The following is a 13806-nucleotide window of genomic DNA, read 5'->3' on the forward strand; positions in this document are numbered from 1 at the left end:
CTTATGAAATACCGAAAGCTTAAGGTCCGTTTATCTTTTGAACTATTGCCTCTTACAATCTGCCCGCTACCGCACCCAACACACGGTGAGGTTTGTAGTTCATGTAGTAACGAATAGCGACATAACCCACTACCAATGTAGCCACAATCAATTCAAGATACGCTAGGCCAAACACTTGATTGATGTAACGCGCTTCAATACCTTGAGTTTGCATCCACGCAGCCAATTTAAACAGTGCCGTTGCACCAATCACAATTGGGAAGGTAAATGCGGCATAGCCTGGGCTAAACGGTAAACGAAGTAGTTTGAAGAACGCTGCGTAAATGATGAACGTCATTAGCACTGCAATACCAAACAATAGACCGATGATAACTGGCGATGGATCTGCTGAAACCGTTAGGTATCCCGCTAGAGATAGGCTTGCAGGTGCCGCCATAATCGCAATCGTTGGTTTCGCTGCATCTGGCACTTCATGAGAGAAGATCAAGCGGTAGATCATCACAGGTAACATTACCGCATAAATCAACAAACCAAAGACCAAAACAGCGTTTGCCACAGGCTCTAGAGTCGGGTTACCAGAGAAGGAAACATCCGCAACGATAATACCGATTGGTGGTACAAACCAGCTTGGCACCATGTGGTGGATCTCAAACTGTTTTGCTCTGTGGTATAGAAAGCTCACCAAGAACACCACGTGCAATGCAACAGACGCCAACCAAACACTTTCGCTGAGGAAGGTCGAAATTGGTGCCAAAGAAGCAGAAACAACCATACAACCCATCGCAAATGTTGGCACAACACTTCCCACGACTGGGTGAGCAAGATCTGCACGCAATAAATGTCCGTGAATCAAAAATTTCACAGCTAAAACAAGAAGCAAACATCCAGCAATCGCTGCGCTTACCCATTGAACCAAACCCGGTGTATGTAAGATATCTTGTGATACTAAAACACCATCCCAGCACCAGCCTAAGCTTGCGATTGCTAGTGCTAACCCTGCCATGGGTGTTGGAGCTCCTGTTAATCTATATTTAATACGTTGAATCATGTCAGCCTCTCTTAAACTTAATTCACAAAACTTGTGAACTCATCAGCTTGTTGAAGCCATAATACGCTTGCACTTCGTTAAACAATATCCAATTATATATAACAAGTGTTCAAAAATAATGAACAAAACCCATTTTCACCAGCAGAGTTAAACTAGGAATCTGATGGCTAATATTTCAATAAAACAGCTCAAAGTGTTCGTCACTATCACTCAGCACTCGACATTGACTGCTGCCTCTGAGGCTCTGTTTCTGTCTAAGGCCGCTGTCAGCATGGCACTAGGCGAAATGGAGAAACAACTCGGCCACTCTCTATTTGACCGGGTCAACAACCGATTAATTCTCAACCAGGAGGGACATAAGTTACTTCCATTGGCGGATGAGATATTACACCGTGCTGCTGGTATTGATGTCTTGTTCCGTGATGATCAACCTTTAAGTGGCAATCTAAAGGTCGGCGCGAGTGACACGATTGGTAATCAGGTCGCACCGTTTATTTTGTCAGGCTTTCGCGAACGAACTCAACATCAGGATCAAAGCTTGTTCATTTCAAACAGTGCACTGATCTGTCAAAAGTTGGTGGATTATGAACTTGATATCGCGCTAATTGAAGGAAAAACATTACACCCTGAACTCATTTCGAGTCAGTTTAGCAGCGATGAAATGTGTATTATTGTTAGTAATCAACATCCTCTCGTTTCAAAAGAAAAAGTAACTTTAAGCGATTTAGAAGACAGCCATTGGATTTTACGTGAATCAGGTTCAGGGACTCGTGAGTTTTTCCTACGAGCCGTCGCACCGCGTATCGAACATTGGTATGAATCCTTTGAACTCAACACCACAGAGGCGATCATCAATTCAGTTTCCGCCAATCTTGGATTCGCGTGTTTATCACGATTGGCAGCACAACGAGCGATTGATTCAGGCCGAGTAAAAGCGCTTGATGTGCCACTCGACATGAAACGACGTTTCTGGATGCTAGTACACAAAGACAAATACCAGAGCCCGCTGCTGAAATCTTTCATGAGTTATTGTGAAGACTGGGCTACACATCAAGATTGAGGCCGCATAGTTAGGGCTCCAACTGGACTTTTAGCATCAGAAACTGTATAAAAAGCCAGTAAAATTTATCAAACTTAGAGGATTAACCATGGCTGTTATCGTCAAGTACGTGGTGGAACGCAACGGAGAAGAGAAAATGACTTTTACCTCTAAAGCCGAAGCCGACGCATACGACAAAATGCTGGATATGGCTGATGAGCTTTTTGAACTTTTAGGCAAAAGCGATTTAGTTGAAGATGAAGGCAAGCAAGAAGAACTTGCAATGTACCTAGCGAAGAACAAAGAAGAAGTTCTTTACGCATTAGGTGCTAAGCGTAAACCAGCTCCGAAAAAAGCTAAGAAGCTTGAAGCTGTTGAAGACGCAGAAGAAGATGCAGCGTAACTAGCTGATCGCTTTCTAAAAAACGTCAATGACGCCTCTAATCAGAGTTCGTTATTGGCGTTTTTTTATACTTATCGAAATATAATGAAGCTTGTTTATAGTCGAAATTGCTCTAAACATTCGCTTGCATGAAAGTGTGATAAAGATCTAATCTATAGCCATCAGGTGATGGGGTTCCACCTAAGCTTTTGCTTCAACCGCCCGTTCTTTCCGAACAGTGCTAATGACTCCTACAGAATCGAAAACAGGTAATACTGTTGGATGTATCGCTATTCCTCCATTTTGAAATGGACTTAGTCTATTAAGACCAAGCTCCATGACGCCTTTGGATTATCGATACTCAAGATCTGTAGTGAATTAGCCGCACCTCTTCCAACACGTCCTGTTTTCTCAACGCCCTAGGTCTTCAATGACTCTAATAGTGAGAAAACATTATGCACTACTCTTCAGAAATTCAATCAATGTGCCCTATTCAAAGGGGTGATCTACACACTTCAGCACCAATTCCAGTTGAAGGCGCTATGGTTAGTCCAAAAGATGTCATCGCTATTTCTGGCTTAAGCCATGGCGTAGGCACTTGTGCACCACAACAAGGTGCAGCAAAACTAACGCTGAACGTAAAAAACGGCATCATCGAAGAAGCACTAATCGAAACGATTGGTTGTTCAGGCATGACTCAATCAGCCGCGATGGCAGCAGAAATCCTCACCGGAAGAACCATTCTTGAAGCCCTAAATACTGACTTAGTGTGTGACGCTATTAACGTAGCTATGCGTGAAATCTTCCTGCAGTTTGTTTACGGTCGAACTCAATCAGCTTTCTCTGAAGGCGGTCTAGAAATTGGCGCTGCATTAGAAGACTTAGGTCAAACGCAGCGCAGCCAAGTGGGTACCAGCTACTCAACCGCTGCAAAAGGCGTACGTTACCTGGAGCTTGCAGAAGGTTACGTGACCAAGCTTGCACTTGATGACCACAGTGAAGTGATTGGCTACGAGTATCTCAACCTCGGCAAAATGATGAAGGCGATTAACCAAGGCGTGCCAACGAATGAAGCGGCCGACCTTGCGACAGGGACCTATGGCCGCTTCGATGAAGCCGTGACCACTATTAACCCACGCCAACAGTAATTTTGCCAATTTAGAGGAAAGATATGATGAACACTCAATTTAATGAATCAGTAACTCGCGTATTGGCAGAAATGAACTTCGACTCTTTGGAGCAAGCTGAACAATACTGTAAAGCCCACAACGTTGATCCAAAAGCGTTAGTAATGGACACCCAACCTATCGCTTTTGAAAGCGCTGCCGACGCTTATATCCTTGGCTCAGCACTGGCGCTATTTCGTAAAGCTACCAGCGCAGAAAAAGCGGCAAACATTATTGGTGAAGGTCTTCAAGCATTCACCAAACCTGGCAGTGTTGCTGAACAACGCCAAGTTGGTATTGGACATGGCGCGCTAGCCGCTCGTCTTCTCAATGAAGAGAGCCACTGCTTCGCCTTTCTTGCTGGTCACGAGTCTTTTGCTGCAGCTGAAGGTGCGATTAAAATTGCGCTAAACGTCAACAAATCGCGTCAAAACCCATTGAAAGTGATCTTAAATGGTCTAGGTAAAGATGCGGCTTATCTCATATCTCGCATCAACGGCTTCACTTACGTACGCACTCAATACGATTACCAAACAGGTGAGCTTGTTGAAACAGAACGTCGCCGTTTCTCACAAGGTCCTCGTGGCGACATCTTTTGTTACGGCGCTGATGATGTACGTGAAGGCGTAGCGATTATGCACAGAGAAGAAGTGGATGTAAGTATTACGGGTAACTCAACCAACCCAACGCGCTTCCAACACCCTGTTGCGGGTATCTACAAAGCAGAACGTACTCGCCAAGGTTTACCTTACTTCTCAGTTGCTTCAGGCGGCGGTACAGGTCGAACATTGCACCCAGATAACGTGGCAGCAGGCCCAGCGTCTTACGGCATGACAGATACCATGGGCAGAATGCACGCTGATGCTCAGTTCGCAGGTAGCTCTTCTGTTCCGGCTCACGTGGCAATGATGGGCTTCATCGGTATGGGTAATAACCCAATGGTCGGCGCGACGGTTGCATTGGCTGTAGCAGTAAGCGAATCTCAAAACGCATAACGACAACGTTGGGCGCCACGATCTATCCATAGAATAGAGTCCGTTAACTGAGAAACAGCAATAACAGACGACCAAAACTCTACACCTATCACTAAAACCAAACAGCCAGCCTTATGCTGGCTGTTTTTTATTCACACTTGCTCTACTATCTATTTCTAATAATTATTTGTATCTAAGATTAAATACACAAACCATTTGTATTTAACTGCATCTTTTCAAAGGAATAATATGAAAGAGCTCATCATTCATACCATTACCGTGTTCATGGGCTTTTTTGCCATCATGAACCCTATCGCCAACACACCGATCTTTCTTGGATTAACGGGCGACAATGATAGGGAAACGGTCAAATCTATCGCTTTCCGCTCGGTGTTCATCGCCTTCATAATCGTCAGTACCTTTGCTGTGTCGGGTAAGCTCATCTTCGATCTATTTGGTATCACGCTTTACGCGCTTCGCATCACTGGCGGGATCCTCGTGTTCTTGATTGGATTTCATATGCTGCAAGGTGACTCAACGCACTCTAAAGCGAAAGAGAAGGTCAACTCAGACGCCCAACAAGATGCGGCGCTCAGTATCGCCGTCTCGCCACTGGCAATGCCAATATTAGCCGGCCCGGGAACCATTGCCACCGCGATGAACTTTGCCAGTACCGAAGGCATCTACGAAACCATCATCACCATCGTCGCCTTTGGTCTACTGTGCGCCTTAACCTACGTATTGTTTGTATTCGGCGAGCGCTTCGTTAAAGCCGTTGGACCAAGTGCATTGAATGTAATTACCCGAATGATGGGTTTGATACTCGCCGTTATCGGTATGCAGATGTTGATTGAAGGTATTGAACAAGCTCATAAGGCGCTGTTTGTTTAAGCCCAAACCACGAAATTCTGATACAAAAATAGCCAGCGTTTCGCTGGCTATTTTCTCTGGCGCTTTTGTTTACGAATTATAAATTAGTTCGCAGGGCAGCCTTTTACTTCTAAACCTTTACTCATGTAGATTAGATCACCATCCGCTGGTGCGTAATTCGCTGCAGTGACATCAGGGTTCTTAACAAAGAATTCACGCAGCACCGAGGCATCCGTTAACTGTGTAGATTCAACGTCAATTACTGGGTAGTCATCACCACCAGCAGCACTGAAACTTATCACGGAGAAAGTGTAGGTGTCTGCCAAGTCAAAGCCTTTGCCGTTGATGTCTCGAATGGTCACATCATTCAAATCGCAGTCAACCGTTAAGCTAATATTGTCGAGTTGGGCATAAGCACCTGATCCTGCAGTCTTCGTCGCAACAACGTCCAAATACGCTTTTACTTCAGCACCTGTCATCGTTGCTTTAGTCACGAAGTTCCCGAAAGGTTGAACCGTCAGTACATCACGATAAGCAATGTCTCCTGCCGCAATTGAGTCACGGACACCACCAGAGTTCATTACACCAAAGTCAGCATTCACCAATTCATAAGTGCGGTATGCTTCTCCTAACAAGTGACCAAGATTAGTTTGTTCTGAACGAACAACATCACGATCACCTTCCAGTTTTGCATCCGTCTTTGAGATGATGACATCGAGGAGGTCTTGTCCTTGTTGTTGATATGGGTAGAGAGTAGCTTTTACAGCTGCATCAGGCTTTATTTCAGATTGAATAAACTGATAATCACCGTTTTCATCCTTCTCTTTTAGGTTCACAGGAACCAGATCGTACTTCGCTAAGTGCAGTTTGCCGTCATAAAACTCAAAGTCAGCTCTACCGACATACTTACCCCACTCGTGAGCTTGCATGATGTAGGTACCATTTTGCTGATCAGGTTTACAGTCATCCCCTGGGTTGAAGTCAGCGTATTCATTGCCTTCCATACAAACAGGGTTTTGAGAGTGCCCACCAATAATTGCATCTAGCTGGCCTTCTTCTAGAGAGCGAGCAAGCAATACATCGCCAGGCGCTTCACTACCATGCTGACCATCTGCGTAATGCCCCATATGCGTGGTAGCAAAAATAAGATCAACAGTTTCATTGGCCTCAATTTCTTTTATGGCCTTTTTGATTTCAACTTGTGGGTCGGCAAAGTGAATTGTCGCGACGTTGTCAGGATTAACTAATTTAGCCGTGTCTTTGGTTGTTAGGCCAATAACAGCTACTTTTAACCCATTAATGGTGAATACTTTATATGGAGAGAAAAGGCGTTCATCAGTAACTGTGTCTCCATCTTTGATATAAATATTCGCCGCTAGCATTGGGAAGTCAGCTAATTCAGCCTGCATATCTAGCACATCCAAACTGTTATCGAATTCGTGATTGCCTAATGCCATCGCATCGTAACCAAGTAGGTTCATACCAACAAAATCGGGAACCGCATCCTGCATATCAGACTCTGGTACACCAGTGTTAATGTCACCACCTGACAGTAAGATCGTCCCACCACCGTTTTGAGTGACCTCTGCTCGAATGTTATCGATCAAAGTCTTGCGTGCAGCCATTCCATACTCACCGTTGCTGTTCTCCCAGAAGCGACCATGGTTATCGTTGGTATGCAAAACAGTAAACTTGGTACAAGAAGCAGCAGTGTCACATGTCACCGCGATATCGTCACTGTCCGAGCCACAGCCAACCATCGCTACGCCGATAGAGAGCACCAGTAAAGACTTAGTAAAATTCATAGAAGATCCTTTATTAATCGTTTTAATGTCGTTATGGCAGGCAATATACTGACATCTTGCAGGGTTTTAGTGATCGTTATCTTAATTACACGTCTGAAAAATTGAGTATTTACCCTAACTGTAGGCACAAACGATTAATCAACAGAAGTCGAACAATTCTGATAATAAACATGGATTTATAAAGAAAGTGTGACTCGCTCTATTGATACTGCTAACAAGAGGGTGGGCTAGAGATAAGTGTCAGGTGTGGAAATGAAATGGCACCGCGTTACTTAAGTAAGCACGCCCATATTTAAAAGCGAGGTATAATATCCGGATAATGAAAACTATCTCTCAAAAGACAAGCAATATCATTTTACAGACTTTATCCCAATGCGCCCTTTCATAACGAGGACGCTCTCTTTATGATGAACGCAATTAAATTAACTTTGCTAACGGCAGCGCTTGTTATTCGAGCCGTTGTTTTGGAATAGCAAAATCAAGACCCAACACATGGAGATTCAACATGGCTTACTTTTCACTAGCCTTCGGTACGGCAACCAAAAACCGCGACAATAAAATCATTGAAGCGTTCTTCCCTAACCCACTTCTAAACCCAAGCGATGCTCTTGTAGCGGCTGTTGCAGAAGTATCAGGTTACACTGAAGGCAACCAAGCTATCGAAATCTCTGCTGCACAAAGCGCAGAACTGGCGAAAGCATTCGCAGCAAACGATGATGCAGCTAACACATCTTTCGCAGAAAAAGCGGCAGCGTCTGAACAGTCACTTGTTCTTGTTGTTCTTGCAACTGACGAGAAGCCAGCATCGGTTGCTGAAGGCTTCCTTAAGCTACAACTTATCTCTAACCGCCTAGTACAACCACACGGTACGGTACTGGACGGCATCTTCGGTCTACTGCACAACATCGCATGGACAAACGAAGGCCCTATCGACCTTCCTGAGCTGGCTGAGCGTCAAATCGAAGCTCGCCTTGCAGGTCGCGCTTTGTCTGTAGATTGCGTAGACAAGTTCCCTAAAATGGTGGATTACGTGGTACCAACAGGTATTCGTATTGCTGATACTTCTCGTGTTCGTCTTGGCGCACATGTGGGTGAAGGCACTACAGTAATGCACGAAGGTTTCATCAACTTCAATGCTGGTACAACTGGCGTGAGCATGGTTGAAGGTCGTATCTCTGCAGGTGTTGTTGTAGGTAACGGTTCAGACATCGGCGGCGGCGCTTCTATCATGGGTACTCTGTCTGGTGGCGGTACTATGGTTATCTCTATCGGCGAAAACTGCCTACTAGGCGCAAACGCTGGTCTTGGCTTCCCTATGGGCGACCGTTGCACGGTTGAATCTGGTCTTTACGTGACTGCGGGTACTAAGGTTCGCATGCTAGATAAAGAAGGCAACGAAGTAGAAATCATTAAAGCTCGCGATCTAGCTGGCGTTTCTGATCTTCTGTTCCGTCGTAACTCAATCACTGGCCAAATTGAATGTCTTGCGAACAAGTCTGCTGTTGAACTAAACAGCGAGCTACACAGCAACAACTAATCTAAGCGCTAGATGCTAGAAATTACGAAGCCGTTGGGGTTAAATCCAACGGCTTTTCTTTTATATAGGCAGAACAGAGTGGGTTATGCTTTCTCTGCGGCTAGCTGCTCAAGAGCTTGAATAGAAGTCTCTGAAACTAGTGTCCCATCCATGTAGTAGCTGACCTTGTCACCATCACGAACGCCTGTCAGTACTGCTTTTTGACCATCGTTGTAAGTAATGTCCATACGAATGGTATTCTCGTCGATTTGCTGCATCTCACCCCATTCAATCTGACGATTGTTGAAGCCAAGTGGCGCATCTTTCAGTGAATCATCAAGGCTGTCGTTCACATCAATCATGGTATCGACTTTACTATCGAAGATGTGAGGCGCGCCAGTCAATGGGTTTTTACCCGCCCAGAATTCGATCGAGTTAAATACGATGTAATCGGCTGCGGTTGTTAGTGCATAAACCGGAGCAAGCAAGAAGTTGACCCCTGCACGAGCGTAACGGTTATCTACAACCTCAACGTTGAACTTCATTAATTTACCAGTAACGGCGTTACTACCGACACACCCAGCTAACGACATGACAATCGCTGCCACTGCAACTGCTTTTGTGATTGTTGTTTTCATAGTTCCCTCTTATGCCACGATGATTGATTCAGTTTTTGCATAGCCAAACCTGCACACATACAGAAATTCATGGCCTAACAAATTGATTCCATAACATTTAGCGTAGTGGAGATTTTTAGAACAGCAAACTGCAAACGTTAATTTTTTCGCTCTGGTTCCTAAATTTTGAAAATAAAAAAGCGCAGACCTTTCGATCTGCGCTTTTTTATTTTTGCATAACCTAGCCTAGATTAATGCGGCTAGTAAGAAAGTGATTAACCCACATTATTACGTGCGTTTTGGAACATACGCATCCAAGCGCCATTCTCGCCCCAACCTTCCGGAGACCAAGAGTTTGCAACCGTACGGAATACACGCTCTGGGTGCGGCATCATGATAGTCACACGGCCATCTGTCGTCGTTAAACCAGTGATAGCGTTTGGCGAACCGTTCGGGTTGTTCGGGTATTGCTGCGTTTGGTTACCGTTGTTATCAACGTAACGTAGTGCAACCGTACCTGAGTTTTCAATCGCGTTTAGATGGTCGTTGTCACGTACTTCTACGCGGCCTTCACCGTGAGAAACTGCGATTGGCATACGAGAGCCTTCCATGCCGTTGAAGAATACAGAATCTGACTTCTGAACCTCAACTAGGCTGAAACGCGCTTCAAAACGCTCTGATTCGTTGCGAACGAAACGTGGCCAGTACTCTGCACCAGGGATAAGTTCACGTAGGTTAGACAACATCTGACAACCGTTACACACACCTAGAGAGAAGGTATCTTCACGCTTGAAGAAGTTTTCAAACTGGTCACGAGTAGAGTCGTTAAACAGAACTGACTTAGCCCAACCTTCACCAGCGCCTAGTACGTCACCGTAAGAGAAGCCACCACAAGCCACAAGGCCGTTGTACTCTTCTAGAACCGCTTGACCCGTTAGGATGTCGCTCATGTGAATGTCAGTTGCTTCGAAGCCTGCACGGTCAAATGCTGCTGCCATTTCAACGTGAGAGTTAACACCCTGCTCACGCAGAATCGCCATCTTAGGCTTAGCACCTGTATTGATGAATGGCGCTGCAATATCTTCGTTTACATCAAAGCTTAGTTTTACGCTTAGACCTGGGTCTGAGTTGTCTTTCTTCGCTTCGTGTTCTTGGTCAGCACACACTGGGTTATCACGCAGACCTTGCATTTTATGCGTCGTCTCAGCCCAGATAGTACGTAGTTCAGTACGGTTACGTTCAATCACTACAGACTCGCCAGACTTAATCACTAGCTCATCAGAGGCTTCAACAGAACCGATTACGTGTGAACACGCTTCTAGACCGTTTGCTGCAAGAGTAGCAAGTACTGCGTCTAGGTCATCGTTGCGAACTTGGATTACAGCACCTAGCTCTTCGTTGAATAGTGCCGCAAGCGTATCTTCGCCTAACGCCGCAATATCAGCGTTAACACCACAGTGACCTGCGAACGCCATTTCAGCTAGCGTTACGAATAGACCACCATCGCCTTTATCGTGGTAAGCGACAACTTGGTCGTTAGCAACCAGAGCTTGAACGCCTTCGTAGAAACCTTTTAGCTGTGCTGCGTTGTCTACGTCTGCTGGTTTATCACCAAGCTGCTTGTATACCTGTGCAAGTGCTGTCGCACCCATACGGTTTTTGCCGTTACCTAGGTCGATAAGAACTAGGCTTGTATTACCTTTGTCAGTGCGCAGTTGAGGAGTGATTGTCTTACGAACATCTTCAACACGTGCGAACGCAGTGATAACAAGAGATAGCGGAGATGTGACTTCTTTCTGCTCGCCGTTCTCTTCCCACTTAGTCTTCATCGACATTGAGTCTTTACCCACTGGGATAGTTAGACCCAGAGCTGGACATAGTTCTTCACCCACCGCTTTCACCGCTTCGTAAAGACCTGCATCTTCACCTGGGTGACCCGCTGGAGACATCCAGTTAGCTGACAATTTAATGTGTTTGATATCGCCGATGTTAGTCGCTGCGATGTTAGTGATTGCTTCACCCACCGCTAGACGAGCTGACGCGCCGAAATCTAGTAGTGCTACTGGCGTACGCTCACCAAGAGACATAGCCTCACCGTGGTAAGAGTCGTAGCTTGCCGCTGTTACTGCGCAGTTAGCAACAGGAACCTGCCATGGACCAACCATTTGGTCACGAGCTACAAGGCCTGTTACCGAGCGGTCACCGATGGTGATAAGGAATGTTTTCTCAGCGACTGTTGGCAAGCGAAGAACACGGTCAACCGCTTCGTTCATCTCGATGCCAGAACGGTCAATCGCAGGGTTGTTAGCTTTTAGCGTTTTCGCGTCACGGTGCATCTTAGGTGTTTTACCTAATAGGATGTCCATTGGCATGTCGATTGGCGTGTTGTCGAAGTGTGAATCTTCTAATTTCAGATCACGTTCTTCAGTTGCTTTACCAACCACTGCGTACGGTGCACGCTCACGCTTACAAATCGCGTCGAATGTTGCCATGTCTTTATCAGCAACCGCCATTACGTAACGCTCTTGAGATTCGTTACACCAGATCTCAAGTGGGCTCATGCCCGGCTCATCGTTTGGTACGTCACGTAGGTTGAAGATACCGCCACGCTCACCGTCGTCTACTAGCTCAGGAAGCGCGTTCGAGATACCGCCCGCACCCACATCGTGGATGAATGCGATTGGGTTCGCATCACCTAGCTGCCAACAACGGTCAATAACTTCCTGACAACGACGCTCCATTTCTGGGTTTTCACGTTGTACAGAAGCGAAATCAAGATCTTCAGAAGAAGAACCAGAATCCATTGAAGATGCCGCACCGCCGCCAAGGCCGATGTTCATCGCAGGACCACCAAGAACGATTAGGCTTGCACCTACTGGGATCTCTTTCTTCTGAACGTGCTCGTCACGGATGTTACCAAGACCACCAGCTAGCATGATTGGTTTGTGGTAACCACGCACTTCTTCACCTGCGTGAGAGTTTACTTTCTCTTCGTAAGTACGGAAGTAGCCAAGTAAGTTTGGACGACCAAATTCGTTGTTGAATGCCGCGCCACCAAGAGGACCTTCAAGCATGATATCCAGAGCAGTCACGATACGGCTTGGCTTACCAAAGTCAGTTTCCCAAGGTTGAACGAAGTTCGGGATCTTAAGGTTAGATACAGAGAAAGCAACAAGACCCGCTTTTGGCTTACCACCAATACCGGTTGCGCCTTCATCACGGATTTCACCGCCTGAACCTGTCGATGCGCCCGGCCACGGAGAGATTGCCGTTGGGTGGTTGTGCGTTTCAACTTTCATCAAGATGTGTGTTTTCTCTTGGTGGTAGCTGTACTGGCGAGTTTCTGGATCTGGGAAGAAACGACCGACTTCAGAACCTGTCATTACCGCTGCGTTATCTTTATAAGCAGACAGAACGTGCTCTGGTGTCGTTTCAAAGGTGTTCTTAATCATCTTGAACAATGATTTTTCTTGTTTAACGCCATCGATAGTCCAATCAGCGTTAAAGATCTTGTGACGACAGTGCTCTGAGTTCGCTTGTGCAAACATCATTAGCTCGATGTCAGTCGGGTTACGACCTAGCTTCTCAGTGAAGCTTTCAAGAAGGTAATCAATCTCATCTTCTGCAAGTGCAAGACCTAGGGTAACGTTTGCTTTTTCAAGCGCTTTACGTCCGCCAGTTAGTAGGTCAACTTCCGCATAAGGAGCAGGCTCAGCAACGGTAAATAGTGCCGCCGCTGATTCAAAGTCAGTGAAAACCACTTCCATCATACGGTCGTGCAGGATTGCTTTCAGTTCAACAAGTTGAAGCTCAGAAAGTTCAGCAGAGGTTTCAATGTAGAAAGCAGTACCGCGCTCTAGACGTGACACTTTAGACAGTCCGCAGTTGTGTGCGATATCTGTTGATTTTGAAGACCAAGGCGAGATAGTGCCCGGGCGTGGCGTTGCAAGCAGCAGTAAACCTTCAGGTTCATGCTCTTCAATCGTTGGACCGTAAGTCAGTAGCTTTTCTAGCTTCTCAACTTCAGACTCATCTAGGTCTGCCGTTAGATCAGCAAAGTGGGCAAACTCAGCGTAAATACCTGTTACAGGTAAGCTTAATTCACGACAAAGCTCTAAAAGCTTGTTAACACGAAACTCAGATAGAGCTGGGGAGCCACGCAAAATTCTCATGTGCTTACGTCTCTTATGCAGTTGATTAAGGTAGTATTGGAATAAATTCAGTGGGTTATAGGAACAACCTAACTGTTTTCTTCGAAGCTATTCCCGAAGGTTGCCAAACCTATGCCGATTCCACCTCTTCAATGCGAGCGCATTATAAAGCATTTCTTTTTGTGACGTAACACCAAAAGCAACCGTTTGCGTGATTTTTTTTATCTTTCTGCGTAAA

The 13806-nt window shown here is 45.7% G+C and carries 10 protein-coding genes and 1 riboswitch; of the genes, 6 read left to right on the top strand and 4 right to left on the bottom strand.

Going from position 1 to position 13806, the window contains the following annotated elements:
- Positions 1–52: 52 nt before the first annotated feature.
- Entirely contained in the window at positions 53–1003 is a 951-nt protein-coding gene (locus MSG35_RS18405) for a TDT family transporter (RefSeq protein WP_248384761.1), read from the bottom strand.
- A gap of 208 nt (positions 1004–1211) precedes the next feature.
- Between MSG35_RS18405 and MSG35_RS18410 the strand changes: the two genes are divergently transcribed.
- The 5 genes from MSG35_RS18410 (at position 1212) to MSG35_RS18430 (ending at position 5500) form a co-directional block, all read left to right on the top strand.
- Entirely contained in the window at positions 1212–2108 is an 897-nt protein-coding gene (locus MSG35_RS18410) for a LysR family transcriptional regulator (RefSeq protein WP_048608012.1), read from the top strand.
- An 88-nt stretch (positions 2109–2196) separates the two neighbouring features.
- Positions 2197–2490, top strand: a complete 294-nt coding sequence (locus tag MSG35_RS18415) for a YebG family protein (protein ID WP_008223840.1) — start codon at positions 2197–2199, stop codon at positions 2488–2490.
- 155 nt (positions 2491–2645) lie between these two features.
- Positions 2646–2730: riboswitch (Fluoride riboswitch) on the top strand.
- A 194-nt stretch (positions 2731–2924) separates the two neighbouring features.
- Positions 2925–3617 (top strand): hypothetical protein, encoded by a 693-nt coding sequence (locus MSG35_RS18420; protein WP_248384709.1) that lies wholly within the window; start codon positions 2925–2927, stop codon positions 3615–3617.
- 23 nt (positions 3618–3640) lie between these two features.
- Positions 3641–4630 carry a GGGtGRT protein gene (locus tag MSG35_RS18425; protein WP_248384710.1) on the top strand — a complete coding sequence of 330 codons (990 nt, stop codon included), beginning with the start codon at positions 3641–3643 and terminating at the stop codon, positions 4628–4630.
- 228 nt (positions 4631–4858) lie between these two features.
- Complete coding sequence (locus MSG35_RS18430) at positions 4859–5500, top strand: MarC family protein (RefSeq protein ID WP_048614308.1); 642 nt, start codon at positions 4859–4861, stop codon at positions 5498–5500.
- A gap of 83 nt (positions 5501–5583) precedes the next feature.
- Here the strand turns inward: MSG35_RS18430 and ushA are convergent, their stop codons facing one another.
- Positions 5584–7284, bottom strand: coding sequence for a bifunctional UDP-sugar hydrolase/5'-nucleotidase UshA (gene ushA / locus MSG35_RS18435; protein WP_248384711.1), 1701 nt, complete (start codon positions 7282–7284; stop codon positions 5584–5586).
- A gap of 505 nt (positions 7285–7789) precedes the next feature.
- On the opposite strand from ushA, the gene dapD reads away from it, so the two are divergent.
- A complete protein-coding gene (gene dapD, locus MSG35_RS18440) occupies positions 7790–8821 on the top strand; it encodes a 2,3,4,5-tetrahydropyridine-2,6-dicarboxylate N-succinyltransferase (protein ID WP_248384712.1) in 1032 nt (343 codons plus the stop codon).
- 83 nt (positions 8822–8904) lie between these two features.
- On the opposite strand, the gene MSG35_RS18445 is transcribed toward dapD, so the two are convergent.
- Together MSG35_RS18445 and purL are read right to left on the bottom strand one after the other, a co-directional pair.
- The gene (locus MSG35_RS18445; protein ID WP_048608024.1) at positions 8905–9438 is read right to left on the bottom strand and encodes a DUF3332 domain-containing protein; all 534 of its coding nucleotides are present in this window, start codon (positions 9436–9438) and stop codon (positions 8905–8907) included.
- 254 nt (positions 9439–9692) lie between these two features.
- Positions 9693–13589 carry a phosphoribosylformylglycinamidine synthase gene (gene purL, locus MSG35_RS18450; protein ID WP_248384713.1) on the bottom strand — a complete coding sequence of 1299 codons (3897 nt, stop codon included), beginning with the start codon at positions 13587–13589 and terminating at the stop codon, positions 9693–9695.
- Positions 13590–13806: the final 217 nt, after the last annotated feature.

This window comes from Vibrio sp. 1CM23M, from assembly GCF_023161755.1.
Taxonomy (GTDB): domain Bacteria; phylum Pseudomonadota; class Gammaproteobacteria; order Enterobacterales; family Vibrionaceae; genus Vibrio; species Vibrio coralliirubri.